The sequence below is a fragment of the Pseudomonas sp. ABa2 genome, from assembly GCF_056676075.1.
The window spans coordinates 468,961-486,857 of the sequence record NZ_CM155239.1; the positions used below are offsets into that span (position 1 = coordinate 468,961).

The window sequence follows — 17,897 nt, forward strand, 5'->3', positions numbered from 1 at the left end:
TCGAGGACTGCCGCAATGACCCGTTTCGAGAAACTGCCGACCCTTGCCGCCGTGGAGTCCATCGGCTTTCTGCTGGATGACCAGTTCAGCCTGGTAGCCCTGGCCGCCGCGCTGGAGCCACTGCGCCTGGCCAACCAGCTGGCCGGGCGCAGCCTGTACCGCTGGCAGACGCTCAGCCTGCAGGGCCGGCCGCTGCGCGCCAGCAACGGCATGTGGATCACCCCGGATGGCGCCGCCGACGCGGCGGGCGAGCTGCACGGGCTGATCCTCTGTGGCAGCGATGCCGCGCAGGCGCGCGAGCGGCCCGAACTGGAGCGCTACCTGCGGCAGCAGGCGCAGCCCGGGCGGTTTCTCGGCGCGCTCGGCAGCGGCAGCTGGACGCTGGCGCGCGCCGGTCTGCTGGAGGGCCACCAGTGCAGCACCAGCTGGCGCTGCCGGGTCGATCTGCAGCGCGCGTTTCCCGGCGTGGCGCTGAGCGCCCAGCCCTTCGTCGTCGACCGCGACCGCGGTACCGCCGCCGGCGGCGCGGCGGGGCTGGAACTGATGCTGCAGCTGATCGCCGGTCGGCATGGCCAGCCGCTGGTCAGGGCGATCGCCGAGACCCTGGCGTTCGAGCTGGTCCGCTGCGAGCCGCTGCCGGCGCAGATGCCCTTGCACCTGTGCGGCGACGAGCCCAGCCCCAAGCTGCGCGAGGTGATCAGCCTGATGGAGAGCAACCTTGAGGAGCCGCTCGAACTCGGCCAGCTGGCGGGGTTCGTTGCGCTGTCGCGGCGCCAGTTGGAGCGCCTGTTCGAGCGCCATCTGCAGTGCTCGCCGGCGCGCTACTACCTGCGGCTGCGCCTGGTGCGCGCGCGCCAGTTGCTGCGCCGTACCCGCCTCAGCGTGGTCGAGGTGGCAGCCGCTTGCGGCTTCCTCTCGGCGCAGACCTTCTCGCGCTGCTACCGCGAGCACTTCGCACTCTGTCCCAGCGACGAGCGGCGTACGCCGCAGGTGGCGCTGCACTGACCGCCGTCCCTCCGGCTGTCACCCTTTCGAGGCCCGTCCGTGCTGGCAGCGCGGTACGGGCCTCTTTTTTTTGCGCACGGAAATTGCCCGCGCGGCAGGGCATAGGCCGCAGCGGATCTGACCAACTTCGGGTCGGAACCGTACAAAAATCCGCGCCGGGCATCTGTTGCAATCTTCTCAACGACCCGCCAATCCGGCCGGTCGCCTTACCCCAGACAGCAGAGGGATTCACGCCATGCAGATGCCCCAAACGCTCCGAATCCGGAACGGCGAAAAGGTCAAATCGACGTTCACCGCCCAGGAATACGCCAACCGTCATGCCAAGCTGCGCGCCCACCTGGCGGCCGAGAACATCGACGCGGCGGTCTTCACCTCGTACCACAACATCAACTACTACTCGGACTTCCTCTACTGCTCCTTCGGCCGCCCCTACGCCCTGGTGGTGACCCAGGACGACGTGGTCAGCATCAGCGCCAATATCGACGGCGGCCAGCCCTGGCGCCGCACCGTCGGCACCGACAACATCGTCTACACCGACTGGCAGCGCGACAACTACTTCGTCGCCATCCAGCAGGCGCTGCCGCGCGCGCGCCGCATCGGCATCGAGTTCGACCACCTGAACCTGCAGAACCGCGACAAGCTGGCCGCCCGCTATCCGGACGCCGAGCTGGTCGACGTCGCCGCGCCCTGCATGCGCATGCGCATGATCAAGTCCGCCGAGGAGCACGTGATGATCCGCCACGGCGCACGCATCGCCGACATCGGCGGCGCGGCGGTGGTCGAGGCCCTGCGCGACCAGGTGCCGGAGTACGAGGTGGCCCTGCACGCCACCCAGGCCATGGTCCGCGCCATCGCCGAGACCTTCGGCGAGGTCGAGCTGATGGACACCTGGACCTGGTTCCAGTCCGGCATCAACACCGACGGCGCGCACAACCCGGTGACCACCCGCAAGGTGAACAAGGGCGACATCCTCAGCCTCAACTGCTTCCCGATGATCGCCGGCTACTACACCGCGCTGGAGCGCACCCTGTTCCTCGACCACTGCTCCGACGACCACCTGCGCCTGTGGCTGGCCAACGTCGAGGTGCACGAGGCCGGTCTCAAGCTGATCAAGCCCGGCGCACGCTGCAGCGACATCGCCAAGGAACTCAACGAGATCTTCCTCAGCCACGACCTGCTGCAGTACCGCACCTTCGGCTACGGCCACTCCTTCGGCACCCTCAGCCACTACTACGGTCGCGAGGCCGGCCTGGAGCTGCGCGAGGACATCGACACCGTGCTGGAGCCGGGCATGGTGGTGTCGATGGAGCCGATGATCATGCTGCCCGAAGGCCTGCCTGGCGCCGGCGGCTATCGCGAGCACGACATCCTGATCGTCAACGAGCAGGGCGCGGAGAACATCACCAAGTTCCCCTACGGCCCGGAGCGCAACATCGTTCGCAAGTAGTCCCCGTGCCGTGCTCGCCAGAGCATGGCCCAAGCAGCGTCGCCCACCTCGGGTGGGCGACCGGGAGGCCAGCAGATGAATGATTTCGAGTCGAGCGGCAAAGCCGGCGGGCTGCTGTCCGCGGTTCGCGAGTGGATGCCGTCGGCGCGGGCGCTCAGCCTGCGCGCCGTTGCCCATGGCGATGGATTGGCATCGCCGGCATCCGACGATTCACCTCCCTGACGAGCGGTGGCGCAACCCTCGCGCCGCCGAACGCCTGAGCTATCGCCGAACGCCTTGCGCGCTCGGCCCTTTGACCCGCCCTGCGGGGCGCCCATAACGACAACAAGAGGCCACACCAATGAGCTCCTGGGTACTCACGCTCTTCGTAGCGCTCAACATCCTCATGTTCCTGATCGCGGCCGCCACCTATGTGTGCCGTGCCGCCCACGAAACCTCCCGACCGGCGGAGTAAGCGCAATGGACTTCTATGAACTGTTCAACTGGGCTCTGCTGATCGTCACCTTCGCGGTAATGATCGGAATAGGTTTTCTCTCCTCGCGCAAAGTCAGGGACAGCGACGAAGGCGGCTTTCTGCTCGCCGGCCGAAGCCTGGGCGCCTTCGTCGGCGCCAGCACCATAGTCGCCACCGGCTTCAGCGGCTGGGGCTTCATGGGCTCGCCGGCGGTGGCCTACGAGTTCGGCGCCATCGAGTTGCTGGGTAACTTCTTCTTCGCCCCGGCGATGATGATCGCCGTGCTGTTCTTCGCCAATCACATGCAGAAGCGCGCCCTGTGCATGGGCAGCAACACCATCCCCGAGTACATCGGCCAGATCCATGGCGGCGGCGCCGGCGGGCGCCTGCTGCAGGGGGTGGCGGCGGTCATGACCATCGTCCTGCTGATGGTCTTTCTGGTCAGCCAGATCAAGGCGGTGGGCATGCTCGGCGCGTCCTGGCTGAACATCGATATGACCAGCAGCGCCTGGCTGATGATCTCGGTGATCATCCTCTACACCATGCTCGGCGGCCTGGCCGCGGTGGCCTGGACCGACACCGTGATGGTCTGCGGCATGGCCCTGGCCGCGGTGGTGATCATGGTGCAGATGTTCACCAGCGTCGACCTGGGGCTGTGGGAGGCCAACCTCAACAGCATCGACCCGAAGCTGCTCAACCCGGTCACCGCGGCGCCCTACGGCGAAAGCAAGGCTTCGGTGTTCCTGGTGCTGCCCTACGCCTTCCTGTTCGCCGCGGTGTTGCCCTATATGGCCATCCGCTTTCTGGCCTTCAGGCCCAAGGTGAAGATGCACAAGGTCGGGATCTACGTGGCCATTCTCGGCGGCCTGCTCAGCCTGATCCCCATCGTCGGCCTGTACATGCGCGCCTTCGGCCCGCAACTGGCCGATCCTGACAACGCCATGCCGATGTACCTGCAGACCTTCATGCACCCGGCGCTGCAGGGCTTGATCACCCTGTTCATCATCTTCGCCATGAAGTCCACCGCCAACTCCATGCTGCATACCGTGGCCTCGGCGACCTCGCACGACCTGCGCCTGGCACTGAACAAGCATGCCGAGACGGATTCGCCGCGTGCGCTGATCGTCAACCGTGTCGCGGTGGTGGCGCTGGGGCTGCTCGGCTTGCTGATGATGATGTACGCGCCGCCGTTCATGCTGTCCTGGCTCGGCATCCTCGGCTCCGGCACCCTGCTGGCGGCGATGATCGGCCCGGTGTTCATCTCCACCTTCTGGCGTGGCAACGTCGCCGGCGCGCTGACGGCCATGCTGGTCGGCTTCTTCACCAGCGGCGGTCTGTTGCTGAGCACCGATATCGGCTGGGTGGAAGGACCGTTGCTCGGTTGCCTGGCCTCATCCCTCTGCTACGTGGCGGTATCCGTCCTGACCCGCAGCCGACTGCCGGTGTTGCAGCGCGGGCTCTGAGTCCTGCTCTGTTGAGCAAGGCCACGGTCTTTCCGGAGTCCGTGGCCTTTTGCTATCCGTAGCCCGCCGGTGGCGGGCGCAAGGTTTCTACAGGAGTTCGAACACGATGAGGATCAGCACCAAGGTGGCGTTAGCCGCAGCATTGGTTCTGCTGTTGACCACCAGCCTGTTGTCGCTGACTCTGATCAGCCAGGTGCGCGGCACCTTGCGCCAGCAGGTCGAAACCAGCATCAACGAATCGAGCACGGCGCTGGCGCGCCGGATCGAGGCCTGGCTGAACGCCAAGTTGCAACTGATCGACATGGCTGCGCAGCAGATAGATCTCAATTTCAGCGAGTCGCAGATAGAACAGGTTTTCGCATCAGCCGTGCTCAAGGAGCAGTTTCTCTCCATGTTCGGCGGGCTGGAGGCGACCGGAGGGCGAGCTCTCAGCAACGATCCGGGCTGGCATCCTCCCGCCGATTGGGATGCCCGCCAGCGGCCCTGGTATGCGCAGGCCCGGGACGCCGCGCGAGCCGTGCTAACCGAACCCTACGCGGTAGCCGGGACCGGTGAGGTCCTGATATCCGCAGTGGCTCGGGTCAGCGACGCCGGGGCGTTCAAGGGAGCATTCGGTGGCGACATCCGCTTGCAGACGGTGGCCGACGCGATCAACACCCTGGATTTCAACGGGGCTGGTTATGCCTTCCTGTTGAGCCGCAGTGGCACCATCATTTCCCACCCCGATACCCGCATGAACGGCAAGGCCTACAGCGACCTGTTCGACGGCCAGACGCCTGCGCTGGACAAGGGGCTGCAGGAGGGCGGTGACGATGGGCGTCTGCTGCTTTCCTTCACGCCCCTGAGCGATCTTGCGGATATGGATTGGTACATCGGTGTGGTGTTGGACAAGCGCTTGGTCATGGCCGAGGTCGATGCCCTCAGTCAACGTGCCGTGCTCGGCACCCTGCTCGGGGTGGTCGTCAGCCTGGTGCTGCTGGGGTTGTTGATGAGGCGGCTGCTCGAGCCCCTCGATCGGCTCAGGGCTTCTTTGCGCGAGGTCAACAGCGGTCAGGGCGATCTCACGCGTCGTCTGCCGGCCAGCGGTAGCGATGAGATCGCCCTGGTCTCGCGCGAGTTCAACGGCTTTCTGCAGTACCTGCAGGGTTTGATCGGCGAGATGGTCGGTGGCTCGCAGCGGGTGCGTGCCAGTACTGCTCTGACCTGCAACGAAGCCGAGGTGTCCGCCGAGCGTTTGCAGGCGCAATTACAGGAACTCGACCAACTGGCCACGGCGATGCAGGAAATGGCGTCCACTGCCGAGGAGGTCGCGCGCAACGCCCAGGCCGCCGCCCAGACGGCGACCGGCGCCAACCTGGAAACTGCAAGCGGACTCGTCGTGGTTGCGCGCACCAGCCGGGCGATCAAGCAGTTGGCCGCCGATATGGATGACACCGGCCAGGCAATCAATCGGCTGGTCGGGCTCAGCCATGACATCGAGTCGATTCTTGCGGTGATCGTCAGTATTGCCGAGCAGACCAACCTGCTGGCCCTCAACGCGGCCATCGAGGCGGCCCGTGCCGGGGAGTCTGGGCGAGGTTTCGCCGTGGTGGCTGACGAGGTTCGCTCGCTGGCCTCGCGTACCCAGCAATCGACCGAGGAGATCCGCCAGATGATCGACCATCTCCAGAGCGGGGTGAAGGAGGTGGAGGCGCGCATGCGGCAGAGTCGCGACAGCGCCAGCTGGACCGCCGAAGATGCCGGCGACGCCAATCGGCTGCTCGAGAGTGTTGGTGAGGCGATCGCTCGGATCAGCGACATGAACCTGCAGATCGCCGCCGCGGCCGAGCAGCAGAGCGCCACTACCGAGGAGATCAACCGCAATACCTGCAACATCCGCGACATCAGCCAGCTGGTCGCCGCCGGCGCTCAACAGCAGGTCCGGCAATGTGGGCTGATGGTCGAGCAGGTGGTCCAACAGGATCAGTTGCTGGGTCGTTTCAACGTGTGAGCCTGCCGCGCGGAGGAGGGCGCTCGGCTGTGGTGAAGACGGCAAGCACCCTGGCGAGACGGTCTCCGGGGGCTCGCGAGCGTTCGTGCAGCAGCGCTCAGCCCAAGGGGCTCTGCTTGCGCTCGCCGCGCGGCGACAGGCCGAACTGGCGGCTGTAGCACTTGGAAAAGTGCGCCGGCGAGGCGAAGCCGCAGGCCAGGGCGACGTCGCGCACCTGGGCATCGCTGCGCAGCAGCAGCTCGCGCGCCCGGTTCAGGCGCAGCTCCAGGTAGTACTGGCTGGGCTTGCGCCCCAGGTATTTGTGGAACAACCGCTCCAGCTGGCGCACCGACACCTCGTTGAGCTGCGCCAGCTCCTCCAGCTCCAGCGGTTCCTCCAGATTCGACTCCATGATCGCCACGATCTGGCTCAGCTTGGGCTGGGCGTTGCCGATCTTCTGCCGCAACGGGATGCGCTGCTGGTCGCGGGCGCTGCGCACCCGGTCGCACAGCAGCAGCTCGGCGGCGCGGCTGGCGATCTCGGCGCCGCCGGGCTCGCGGCTGACCAGCTGCAGGGTCATGTCCATCGCGGCGGTGCCGCCCGAGCAGGTGTAGCGATCGCGATCCAGCTCATACAGCTGGTTGGAGATGATGATTCCCGGGAACTTCTCCTTGACCTGCTCGATGTCTTCCCAGTGCAGGGTGCAGCGATAACCCTTGAGCAGGCCGGCGCAGGCCAGCAGGTGGCTGCCGGTGCAGATGCCGCCCAGCGGCACGCCCTGTTCGGCCAGCCGGCGCAGCCAGGCGAGCAGCGTCCGGTCGTACTTCTGCGGGATCGGGTTGGCGCCGACGACGAACAGGGCGTCCAGCGGCGGCGCCTGCTCGAAGCTGGTGTCCGCCAGCACGCGCATGCCGTTGCTGGCCGGCACCGGCTCGTTGCCGGCGGCGATCAGCAGGGTACGGTACAGCGGCCGTCTGGCGGCCAGGCCGGCCATGCGCAGGGTCTCGATGGCCGAGGCGAAGCCGATGGCGGTGAAGTTGGGGATCAGCAGGAAGCCGAAGGTCTTCAGCGTGCCGCAGGCAGGCGCTTGCGGTTGCAGATACTCGGCGTAGTTCATCTGGTGCTCCTGTCCGGTCGTTGCCTGCGCGACCGCGGAGACCGCCCCGGTCGGCACCCAGGCGGGCCTGTGCCGATCTTACACCCATTTCCCCGCTGCCCGGCGCCGTGGCCCAGGCCGCCACCTGTCTCTGCGCGACATTCCCGGCATTGGGCCGCCAGGCGCCGTGGTCACCGCCCGTCGCGCCGTTCGGGGTAGGTCAGTTTGAGCATTTTGACGTCGTAATTAGGCAAATGACCCCCCAGGCTATTTCGCACAATCGATCCCAACAGACGCCCTGCCGATGGCTCCGTGGGCCACCGCGGTGGGCGCTTCGCCAACACAGATGCGGCCCTGACGGGTTGCCGGGAGATCGAGATGTTCAGCAAGCAGGATCAGATCCAGGGTTACGACGATGAATTGCTCGCCGCCATCGGCCAGGAAGAGCGTCGTCAGGAAGACCATATCGAGCTGATCGCCTCGGAAAACTACTGCAGCCAGCGCGTGATGGAAGCCCAGGGCAGCGGGCTGACCAATAAGTACGCCGAGGGCTACCCGGGCAAGCGCTACTACGGCGGTTGCGAGTACGTCGACAAGGTCGAGCAACTGGCCATCGACCGCGCCAAGGCGCTGTTCGGCGCCGACTACGCCAACGTCCAGCCGCACTCCGGTTCCTCGGCCAACAGCGCGGTGTACCTGGCCCTGCTCAATGCCGGCGATACCCTCCTCGGCATGAGCCTGGCCCACGGCGGCCACCTGACCCACGGCGCCAAGGTGTCGTCCTCGGGCAAGCTGTACAACGCCGTGCAGTACGGCCTGGATACCGCCACCGGGCTGATCGACTACGACGAAGTCGAGCGCCTGGCGGTCGAGCACAAGCCGAAGATGATAGTCGCCGGCTTCTCCGCCTACTCCAAGACCCTCGACTTCCCGCGTTTCCGCGCCATCGCCGACAAGGTCGGGGCCTACCTGTTCGTCGACATGGCTCACGTCGCCGGCCTGGTCGCCGCCGGCCTGTACCCCAATCCGATCCCCTTCGCCGACGTGGTCACCACCACCACTCACAAGACCCTGCGCGGCCCGCGCGGCGGCCTGATCCTGGCCAAGGCCAACGAGGAGATCGAGAAGAAGCTCAACTCCGCGGTGTTCCCCGGCGCCCAGGGCGGCCCGCTGATGCACGTGATCGCGGCCAAGGCGGTGTGCTTCAAGGAAGCCATGGAGCCCGAGTTCAAGGCCTACCAGCAGCAGGTGATCGACAACGCCCAGGCCATGGCGCGGGTGTTCGTCGAGCGCGGCTTCGAAGTGGTCTCCGGCGGTACCGACAACCACCTGTTCCTGCTCAGCCTGATCAAGCAGGGCCTGACCGGCAAGGAGGCCGATGCCGCCCTCGGTCGCGCCGGCATCACGGTGAACAAGAACGCGGTGCCGAACGACCCGCAGTCGCCGTTCGTCACCTCGGGCATCCGCATCGGCACCCCGGCGGTCACCACCCGCGGCTTCAAGGTCGCCCAGTGCCAGGCGCTGGCCGGCTGGATCTGCGACATCCTCGACCACCTCGGCGATGCCGACGTCGAGGCGCAGGTGGCCAAGCTGGTGGCCGGGCTGTGCGCGGATTACCCGGTGTATCGCTAAGCCAACCCTCTCCCCCGGCCCCTCTCCCGCAAGCGGGAGAGGGGAGTAGAACCCTGGAGCATGCCCATGCAACGTTATTCCGGCTTCGGCCTGTTCAAGCACTCGTTCAGCCACCATGAGAATTGGCAGCGCATGTGGCGCAACCCGACGCCCAAGCCGGTCTACGACGTGATCATCGTCGGCGGTGGCGGCCACGGCCTGGCCACCGCCTATTACCTGGCCAAGGAGTTCGGCGTGAAGAACGTCGCCGTGGTCGAGAAGGGCTGGCTGGGCGGCGGCAACACCGCGCGCAACACCACCATCGTGCGCTCCAACTACCTGTGGGACGAATCGGCGCAGCTCTACGAGCACGCCATGAAGCTGTGGGAGGGCCTGTCGCAGGACCTCAACTACAACGTCATGTTCTCCCAGCGCGGCGTGTTCAACCTCGGCCACACCCTGCAGGACATGCGCGACATCGAGCGCCGGGTCAGCGCCAACCGCCTCAACGGCATCGACGGCGAAGTGGTCGATGCCAAGCAAGTGGCGGAGATGATTCCCTACCTGGACTGCTCGAAGAACACCCGTTACCCGGTGCTCGGCGCCTCGCTGCAGCGTCGCGGCGGCGTCGCCCGTCACGACGCGGTGGCCTGGGGCTTCGCCCGCGCCGCCGACGCCTTGGGCGTCGACCTGATCCAGCAGACCGAGGTGATCGGTTTTCGCAAGGAAAACGGCGCGGTGATTGGCGTGGAAACCAGCAAGGGCTTTATCGGCGCCAAGCGCGTCGGCGTGGTCACCGCCGGTAACTCCGGGCATATGGCCAAGCTCGCCGGTTTCCGCCTGCCGCTGGAGTCGCACCCGCTGCAGGCGCTGGTCTCCGAGCCGATCAAGCCGATCATCGACACCGTGATCATGTCCAACGCCGTGCACGGCTACATCAGTCAGTCGGACAAGGGCGACCTGGTCATCGGCGCCGGCATCGACGGCTACAACGGCTACGGTCAGCGCGGCTCCTACCCGACCATCGAACACACCCTGCAGGCCATCGTCGAGATGTTCCCGGTGCTGTCGCGGGTGCGCATGAACCGCCAGTGGGGCGGCATCGTCGACACCACCCCGGACGCCTGCCCGATCATCGCCAAGACCCCGGTGAAGAACCTGTTCTTCAACTGCGGCTGGGGCACCGGCGGCTTCAAGGCCACCCCGGGTTCGGGCCACGTGTTCGCCGCCAGCCTGGCCAAGGGCGAGATGCACCCGCTGGCCAAGGCGTTCTCCATCGAGCGCTTCCACAACGGCGCGCTGATCGACGAACACGGCGCGGCGGGTGTCGCGCACTGATTTTGGCGCCCTCTCTCGCTGAGAGAGGGACGATGGTTTTCTGGAGGTACCGAGCATGTTGCATATCTTCTGCCCTCACTGTGGCGAACTGCGTTCCGAAGAAGAGTTCCACGCCGGCGGCCAGGCGCACATCGCCCGCCCGCTGGACCCGAACGCCTGCACCGACGAGGAGTGGGGCGAGTACCTGTTCTTCCGCGACAACCCGCGCGGCATCCACCACGAGTTGTGGATCCACGCGGCGGGCTGCCGCCAGTACTTCAACGTCACCCGTCACACGGTGAGCTACGAAATCCTCGAAACCTACAAGATCGGCGAACGCCCCAGCGTGACTGAGGCCTCCCTCGCCGCGAAGAAGGCCGTCGACCAAGGAGTAACGGCATGAGCCAGGTCAATCGTCTTGCCCAGGGCGGCCGCATCGACCGCAGCCAGCCCCTGACTTTCAGCTTCAACGGTCAGACCTTTCAGGGTTACGCCGGCGATACCCTGGCCGCTGCCCTGCTGGCCAACGGCGTCGACGTGGTCGGCCGCAGCTTCAAGTACTCGCGTCCGCGCGGCATAGTCGCCGCCGGTGCCGAAGAGCCCAATGCCGTGCTGCAGATCGGCTCCAGCGAGGCCACCCAGATCCCCAACGTGCGCGCCACCCAGCAGGCGCTGTACCAGGGCCTGACGGCCGCCAGCACCAACGGCTGGCCGAGCGTCAACACCGACCTGATGGGCATTCTCGGCAAGGTCGGCGGCGGCATGATGCCGCCCGGTTTCTACTACAAGACCTTCATGTACCCGCAGAACCTCTGGCTGACCTACGAGAAGTACATCCGTAAGGCCGCAGGCCTGGGCCGTGCGCCGAAGGAAAACGACCCGGACATCTACGACTACATGAACCAGCACTGCGACGTGCTGGTGGTCGGCGCCGGCCCCGCCGGTCTGGCTGCGGCTCTGGCCGCCGGGCGCAGCGGTGCGCGGGTGATCCTCGCCGACGAACAGGAAGAGTTCGGCGGCAGCCTGCTCTCCACCCGCGAGACCCTCGACGGCAAGCCGGCCGCCGAATGGGCCGCCAAGGCCATCGCCGAGCTGGAAAAGATGCCGGAAGTGACCCTGCTGCCGCGCGCCACGGTCAACGGCTACCACGACCACAACTTCCTCACCATCCATCAGCGTCTCACCGATCACCTCGGCGAAGTCGCGCCCATGGGCCAGGTGCGTCAGCGCATGCACCGTGTGCGTGCCGGTCGCGTGGTGCTGGCCACCGGCGCCCATGAGCGGCCGCTGGTGTACGCCGGCAACGACGTGCCCGGCAACATGCTGGCCGATGCGGTATCCACCTACGTGCGCCGCTACGGCGTGGCGCCCGGGCAGAAGCTGGTGCTGTCGACCAACAACGATTACGCCTACCGCGTGGTGCTCGACTGGCTGGACGCCGGCCTGCAGGTGGTGGCGGTCGCCGATGCGCGTAGCAACCCGCGCGGCAGCTGGGTCGAGGAAGCGCGCCGGCGTGGCGTGCGCGTGCTCACCGGCAGTGCGGTGGTCGAGGCGCGCGGCAGCAAGCGCGTCACCGGTGCGCGCATCTGCGCCATCGACCTGGCCAAGCACAAGGTCAGCAGCCCCGGCGAAATGCTCGACTGCGACCTGATCGCCAGCTCCGGCGGCTACAGCCCGGTGGTGCACCTGGCCTCGCACCTCGGCGGCCGTCCGCTGTGGCGCGAAGACATCCTCGCCTTCGTCCCCGGCGAAGGCTTCCAGAAGCGCTATTGCGCCGGTGCGGTCAACGGCGTGTTCGGCCTCGGCGACAGCCTCGCCGACGGCTTCGAGGCCGGCGCCAAGGCCGCCGCCGAAGCCGGCTTCAAGGCCGTCGCCGGCAGCCTGCCGAAGGCCGAGAAGCGCATCGAGGAAGCCGCGGTCGCGCTGTTCCAGGTGCCGCACGACAAGGGCACCGCGCGGGCGCCGAAGCAGTTCGTCGACCAGCAGAACGACGTCACCGCCGCCGGCATCGAGCTGGCCACCCGCGAGGGCTTCGAGTCGGTCGAGCACGTCAAGCGCTACACCGCGCTGGGCTTCGGCACCGACCAGGGCAAGCTGGGCAACATCAACGGCCTGGCCATCGCCGCGCGTTCGCTGGGCATCAGCATCGCCGAGATGGGCACCACCATGTTCCGCCCGAACTACACCCCGGTGACCTTCGGCGCCATCGCCGGCCGTCACTGCGGCGAGCTGTTCGAGCCCAAGCGCTACACCGCCATGCACAAGTGGCACCTGGAGAACGGCGCCGAGTTCGAGGACGTCGGCCAGTGGAAGCGTCCCTGGTACTTCCCCAAGAACGGCGAAGACATGCACGCCGCGGTGGCCCGCGAGTGCCTGGCGGTGCGCAACGCGGTGGGCATCCTCGACGCCTCGACCCTGGGCAAGATCGACATCCAGGGCCCGGATGCGCGCGAGTTCCTCAACCGCGTCTACACCAACGCCTGGACCAAGCTGGACGTGGGTAAGGCCCGCTACGGCCTGATGTGCAAGGAAGACGGCATGGTCTTCGACGACGGCGTCACCGCCTGTCTGGCCGACAACCATTTCGTCATGACCACCACCACCGGCGGCGCCGCCCGGGTGATGGAGTGGCTGGAGATCTACCACCAGACCGAGTGGCCGGAGCTGAAGGTGTACTTCACCTCGGTCACCGACCACTGGGCGACCATGACCCTGTCCGGCCCCAATAGCCGCAAGCTGCTGGCGGAAGTGACGGATATCGATCTCGATAAGGACGCCTTCCCCTTCATGAGCTGGAAGGAAGGCAAGGTCGGCGGTGTACCGGCGCGGGTGTTCCGCATCTCCTTCACCGGCGAGCTGTCCTACGAGGTCAACGTGCAGGCCAACTACGCCCTCGGCGTGTGGGAGAAGATCATCGCCGCCGGCCAGAAGCACGGCCTGACCCCCTACGGCACCGAGACCATGCACGTGCTGCGTGCCGAGAAGGGTTTCATCATCATCGGCCAGGACACCGACGGCTCGGTCACCCCGGACGATCTGGGCATGGGCTGGTGTGTCGGTCGCACCAAGCCGTTCTCCTGGATCGGCTGGCGCGGCATGAACCGCGAGGACTGCCTCAAGGAAAACCGCAAGCAGCTGATCGGCCTCAAGCCCCTGGACCCGAAAAAGGTCCTGCCGGAAGGCGCGCAGCTGGTATTCGACCCCAAGCAGCCGGTGCCGATGACCATGGTCGGTCACGTCACCTCCAGCTACATGAGCGCGGCCATGGGTTACAGCTTCGCCATGGCCCTGGTGCGGGGCGGCCTCTCGCGGATCGGCGAGCGCGTGTTCGCGCCGCTGGCCGATGGCAGCGTGATCGAAGCCGAAATCGTCAGCCCCGTGTTCTATGACCCGAAAGGGGATCGCCAGAATGTCTAACGTGAACGTTTACCAGCAACGCCCCGCCGACATCGCCGGGCAATCGCCGCTGCACCACGCCGGCCTGCACGAGCTGGCCGGCAAGGGCCCCAAGCGCGCCGGGGTGACCCTGCGCGAGAAGAAGCTGCTGGGTCACCTGATCCTGCGTGGCGACGCCGACGATGCCGAGTTCGCCGGCGGCGTGCACAAGGCCCTGGGCCTGGAGCTGCCGGTGGCGCTGACCCTGGTGGCCAGCGGCGACAGCTCGCTGCAGTGGCTGGGGCCGGACGAGTGGCTGCTGATCGTGCCCGGCGGCAGCGAGTTCGAGGTCGAGGCCAAGCTGCGCGAGGCGCTGGCCGGCCAGCACATCTCGGTGGTCAACGTCAGCGGCGGGCAGACCCTGCTGGAACTGTCCGGGCCCAAGGTGCGCGAGCTGCTGATGAAGTCCAGCAGCTACGACGTGCACCCGAGCAACTTCCCGGTGGGCAAGGCGGTGGGCACGGTGTTCGCCAAGTCGCAGCTGATCATCCGTCATACCGCCGAGGAAACCTGGGAACTGCTGATCCGCCGCAGCTTCTCCGACTACTTCTGGCTGTGGCTGCAGGATGCCAGCGCCGAGTACGGGCTGGCGGTAGAAGCCTGATCGACAAGGGGCTCTGGGTAGGTTGGTGCCGAGCGCAGCGAGGCCCAACGCAGGGAGCCCCGGAAGGCCGCAGGGAGCGCCGTGCGCCCCTTGTTGGGCTTCGCAAGCTCAGCCCAACCTACGTCGTTGCGCTTTGGAGATCGACATGAGCCGCACCCCCGATACCTGGATCCTCACCGCCCACTGCCCGAGCGTGCTCGGCACGGTGGACGCGGTGACGCGCTTTCTGTTCGAGCAGCGCTGCTACGTCACCGAGCACCACAGTTTCGATGACCGGCTGTCCTCGCGCTTCTTTATCCGCGTCGAGTTCCGCCAGCCGGACGGCTTCGACGAGGCCGCCTTCCGCGCCGGCGTGGCCGAGCGTCTGGCGCCCTTCGCCATGCAGGTGGAGCTGACCCCGCCGGGCTACCGGGCCAAGGTGGTGCTGATGGTGTCCAAGGCCGACCACTGCCTGAACGACCTGCTCTACCGCCAGCGCATCGGCCAGCTGGCCATGGACGTGGTGGCGGTGGTGTCCAACCACCCGGATCTGGAACCGCTGGCGCGCTGGCACGGCATCCCCTATCACCACTTCCCGCTCGACCCGGCCGACAAGCCGGCGCAGGAGCGCAAGGTCATGCAGGTGGTCGAGGACACCGGCGCCGAGCTGGTGGTGCTCGCCCGCTACATGCAGGTGCTGTCGCCCGAGCTGTGCCGCAAGCTGGACGGCTGGGCGATCAATATCCACCACTCGCTGCTGCCCGGCTTCAAGGGCGCCAAGCCCTACCACCAGGCCTATCAGAAGGGGGTCAAGCTGGTCGGCGCCACCGCCCACTATGTCAACGACCACCTCGACGAGGGGCCGATCATCGCCCAGGGCGTGGAGGCGGTGGACCACGCCCACTACCCCGAGGACCTGATCGCCAAGGGCCGCGACATCGAGTGCCTGACCCTGGCCCGCGCCGTCGGCTACCACATCGACCGCCGCGTGTTCCTCAACGCCAACCGCACGGTGGTGCTCAACCCCTGACTCATCGCCTGTCGCGGGGCCGTCTAGGCCGCGCGCACCACGGGCATGCAACAAACATAGGTGCGCACGGCGCACCCTGCGGTCACCGCTCTGCCAGGCTTCACCGGCGGTGTCCGGCAACAGACGAAAAGCTCCAGTGCAAGGCCGCGCGGCCCGTCGGTCGCGTCTTGTATCCACAACAACAAAGGAGAGTGACGCATGTCTGGTAATCGTGGTGTGGTTTATCTCGGTACGGGCAAGGTCGAAGTGCAGAAGATCGACTACCCGAAAATGCAGGACCCGCGCGGCAAGAAGATCGAGCACGGGGTCATCCTGAAAGTGGTTTCCACCAATATCTGCGGCTCCGACCAGCATATGGTGCGCGGCCGTACCACCGCCCAGGTCGGCCTGGTGCTGGGCCACGAGATCACCGGCGAGGTGATCGAGAAGGGCCGCGACGTCGAGCGCCTGCAGATCGGCGACCTGGTCTCGGTGCCGTTCAACGTCGCCTGCGGCCGCTGCCGCAGCTGCAAGGAACAACACACTGGCGTCTGCCTGACGGTCAACCCGGCGCGTGCCGGCGGCGCCTACGGCTACGTCGACATGGGCGACTGGACCGGCGGCCAGGCCGAATACGTGCTGGTGCCCTACGCCGACTTCAACCTGCTCAAGCTGCCGGATCGCGACAAGGCCATGGAGAAGATCCGCGACCTGACCTGCCTGTCCGACATCCTGCCCACCGGCTACCACGGCGCGGTCACCGCCGGCGTCGGCCCGGGCAGCACCGTCTACGTCGCCGGCGCCGGCCCGGTCGGCCTGGCCGCCGCCGCTTCGGCGCGTCTGCTCGGCGCCGCCGTGGTCATAGTCGGCGACGTCAACCCGGTGCGTCTGGCCCATGCCAAGGCGGTGGGCTTCGAGATCGCCGACCTGTCCAAGGACACCCCGCTGCATGAGCAGATCGCCGCGCTGCTCGGCGAGCCGGAAGTCGACTGCGCCATCGACTGCGTAGGCTTCGAGGCCCGCGGTCACGGCCATGACGGCGTGCAGCACGAGGCCCCGGCCACCGTGCTCAACTCGCTGATGCAGGTCACCCGCGTGGCCGGCAAGATCGGCATTCCCGGCCTCTACGTCACCGAAGACCCGGGCGCGGTGGACGCGGCGGCGAAGATCGGCGCCCTGAGCATCCGCTTCGGCCTCGGCTGGGCCAAGTCGCACAGCTTCCACACCGGCCAGACCCCGGTGATGAAGTACAACCGTGCGCTGATGCAGGCCATCATGTGGGATCGCATCAACATCGCCGAGGTGGTCGGCGTGCAGGTCATCAGCCTGGACCAGGCCCCCAACGGCTACCACGAGTTCGATGCCGGGGTGCCGAAGAAATTCGTCATCGACCCGCACAAGACCTTCAGCGCGGCCTGATCGCGCTGCGCTGCACGGTGGACGGGCCGCGTGCCCGTCCGCCCCGATTCAATGTTGGTGCTACGGCCAGGCGCATTGGTCCGCGCCTTTTTTCGGGAGCCTGCGGGCTCCCTTTTTTCGTGCCGGCGTCACGCGCCCTCGGCGCGAATCTGCGCGATGCGCGCGTCCTTGTCCTGCCACAGCTGCGTCACCCAGCCCTGCAGGTACTGGCGAAATTCGCCGTCGTTCTCGTAGTCGCCCTGCCACAGCGCCGGGTCCAGCTCGCGGGTCTGGATATCCACTATGACCTTCGCCACCTGACCGCTGAGCAGTGCCCAGAAGCCCGGCACGCCTTGGCCCGGATAGACCAGGGTGACGTCCAGCACGGCGTCGATCTGCTCGCCCAGGGTGGCGAGGACGAAGGCCACGCCGCCGGCCTTGGGCTTGAGCAGATGCTGGTAGGGCGAGCCCTGCTGCGCCTGCTTGGCCGGGGTGAAGCGGGTGCCTTCGAGGTAGTTGACCACGGTCACCGGCAGGCGCTTGAACTTCTCGCAAGCGGCCCTGGTGATCTCCAGGTCCTTGCCCTTCATCTGCGGATTCTTCTCCAGAAACGCTTTCGAATAGCGCTTCATAAAGGGGTAGTCGAGCGCCCAGAAGGCCAGGCCGAGCAGCGGCACCCAGATCAGCTGCTGCTTGAGGAAGAACTTGAAGTAGGGCGTCTTGCGGTTGAACGCCTGCACCAGCGCCGGGATGTCGACCCAGGACTGATGGTTGCTGATCACCAGGTAGGAGCGGTCGCGGCGCAGCTCGGCGTTGCCGCGGATGTCCCAGTGGGTCGGGGTGGTCAGGGCGAAGATGCGCTTGCAGTTCTCCGCCCAGAACTCGGCCACCCACATCACCCCGCGCGAGCAGGCGTCGCGCGCCGTCTGGCCGGGCAGGACGAACTTGGCCAGGGCGATCAGCAGCAGCGGGCCGATCAGGATCAGGGTGTTGGTGAGCAACAGCACGAGGTTGGCAAGGCCGGTCAGCAGCGGGCGCATATCGACTCCATGATGGGCGGTGGCCGGCCATGATAAGCAAGGCGCGGCGCGGCCTCCAAGGGCGGCGGCG

General features: G+C 66.8%; 14 protein-coding genes and 1 pseudogene. 13 read left to right on the plus strand and 2 right to left on the minus strand.

The window, feature by feature from the left end:
- The first annotated feature begins 15 nt into the window (after window positions 1–15).
- The 6 genes and pseudogenes from AC1G9C_RS02270 (at window position 16) to AC1G9C_RS02295 (ending at window position 6,359) form a co-directional block, all read left to right on the plus strand.
- Window positions 16–1,005, plus strand: coding sequence for a GlxA family transcriptional regulator (locus tag AC1G9C_RS02270; protein ID WP_122110261.1), 990 nt, complete (start codon window positions 16–18; stop codon window positions 1,003–1,005).
- A gap of 235 nt (window positions 1,006–1,240) precedes the next feature.
- Window positions 1,241–2,452: a M24 family metallopeptidase gene (locus tag AC1G9C_RS02275; protein WP_480409338.1), complete on the plus strand. Its 1,212-nt coding sequence runs from the start codon at window positions 1,241–1,243 to the stop codon at window positions 2,450–2,452.
- Window positions 2,453–2,527: 75 nt separating this feature from the next.
- The gene (locus AC1G9C_RS02280) at window positions 2,528–2,674 is read left to right on the plus strand and encodes a hypothetical protein (protein ID WP_158603111.1); all 147 of its coding nucleotides are present in this window, start codon (window positions 2,528–2,530) and stop codon (window positions 2,672–2,674) included.
- Window positions 2,675–2,911: 237 nt separating this feature from the next.
- Window positions 2,912–4,369 (plus strand): sodium:solute symporter family protein, encoded by a 1,458-nt coding sequence (locus AC1G9C_RS02285; protein WP_122110259.1) that lies wholly within the window; start codon window positions 2,912–2,914, stop codon window positions 4,367–4,369.
- A gap of 106 nt (window positions 4,370–4,475) precedes the next feature.
- Window positions 4,476–5,453: pseudogene (locus AC1G9C_RS02290) on the plus strand (cache domain-containing protein); the annotation flags it as partial.
- A gap of 201 nt (window positions 5,454–5,654) precedes the next feature.
- Window positions 5,655–6,359, plus strand: a complete 705-nt coding sequence (locus AC1G9C_RS02295) for a methyl-accepting chemotaxis protein (protein ID WP_480410381.1) — start codon at window positions 5,655–5,657, stop codon at window positions 6,357–6,359.
- Window positions 6,360–6,456: 97 nt separating this feature from the next.
- Here AC1G9C_RS02295 and AC1G9C_RS02300 read toward each other — a convergent pair whose 3' ends face one another.
- The gene (locus AC1G9C_RS02300) at window positions 6,457–7,455 is read right to left on the minus strand and encodes a GlxA family transcriptional regulator (RefSeq protein WP_122110257.1); all 999 of its coding nucleotides are present in this window, start codon (window positions 7,453–7,455) and stop codon (window positions 6,457–6,459) included.
- 357 nt (window positions 7,456–7,812) lie between these two features.
- Here AC1G9C_RS02300 and glyA point away from each other — a divergent pair, with 357 nt between their 5' ends.
- The 7 genes from glyA (at window position 7,813) to fdhA (ending at window position 16,808) form a co-directional block, all read left to right on the plus strand.
- On the plus strand, window positions 7,813–9,066 hold the full coding sequence (gene glyA / locus AC1G9C_RS02305) for a serine hydroxymethyltransferase (RefSeq protein WP_480409339.1): 1,254 nt from the start codon (window positions 7,813–7,815) through the stop codon (window positions 9,064–9,066).
- Window positions 9,067–9,132: 66 nt separating this feature from the next.
- A complete protein-coding gene (locus AC1G9C_RS02310; RefSeq protein WP_122110105.1) occupies window positions 9,133–10,383 on the plus strand; it encodes a sarcosine oxidase subunit beta family protein in 1,251 nt (416 codons plus the stop codon).
- A 55-nt stretch (window positions 10,384–10,438) separates the two neighbouring features.
- Window positions 10,439–10,765 carry a sarcosine oxidase subunit delta gene (locus AC1G9C_RS02315; protein WP_021445212.1) on the plus strand — a complete coding sequence of 109 codons (327 nt, stop codon included), beginning with the start codon at window positions 10,439–10,441 and terminating at the stop codon, window positions 10,763–10,765.
- Entirely contained in the window at window positions 10,762–13,779 is a 3,018-nt protein-coding gene (locus tag AC1G9C_RS02320) for a sarcosine oxidase subunit alpha (RefSeq protein ID WP_480409340.1), read from the plus strand. The genes AC1G9C_RS02315 and AC1G9C_RS02320 overlap by 4 nt, the downstream gene beginning before the upstream one ends.
- On the plus strand, window positions 13,772–14,401 hold the full coding sequence (locus tag AC1G9C_RS02325) for a sarcosine oxidase subunit gamma (RefSeq protein ID WP_122110103.1): 630 nt from the start codon (window positions 13,772–13,774) through the stop codon (window positions 14,399–14,401). Before AC1G9C_RS02320 ends, AC1G9C_RS02325 begins: the two co-directional genes overlap by 8 nt.
- Window positions 14,402–14,546: 145 nt before the next feature.
- Window positions 14,547–15,410: a formyltetrahydrofolate deformylase gene (gene purU / locus AC1G9C_RS02330; RefSeq protein ID WP_122110102.1), complete on the plus strand. Its 864-nt coding sequence runs from the start codon at window positions 14,547–14,549 to the stop codon at window positions 15,408–15,410.
- A gap of 198 nt (window positions 15,411–15,608) precedes the next feature.
- Window positions 15,609–16,808 carry a formaldehyde dehydrogenase, glutathione-independent gene (gene fdhA / locus AC1G9C_RS02335; RefSeq protein ID WP_457788169.1) on the plus strand — a complete coding sequence of 400 codons (1,200 nt, stop codon included), beginning with the start codon at window positions 15,609–15,611 and terminating at the stop codon, window positions 16,806–16,808.
- A 128-nt stretch (window positions 16,809–16,936) separates the two neighbouring features.
- Here the strand turns inward: fdhA and AC1G9C_RS02340 are convergent, their stop codons facing one another.
- Entirely contained in the window at window positions 16,937–17,827 is an 891-nt protein-coding gene (locus AC1G9C_RS02340; RefSeq protein ID WP_480409341.1) for an acyltransferase, read from the minus strand.
- Between the last annotated feature and the right edge of the window lie 70 nt (window positions 17,828–17,897).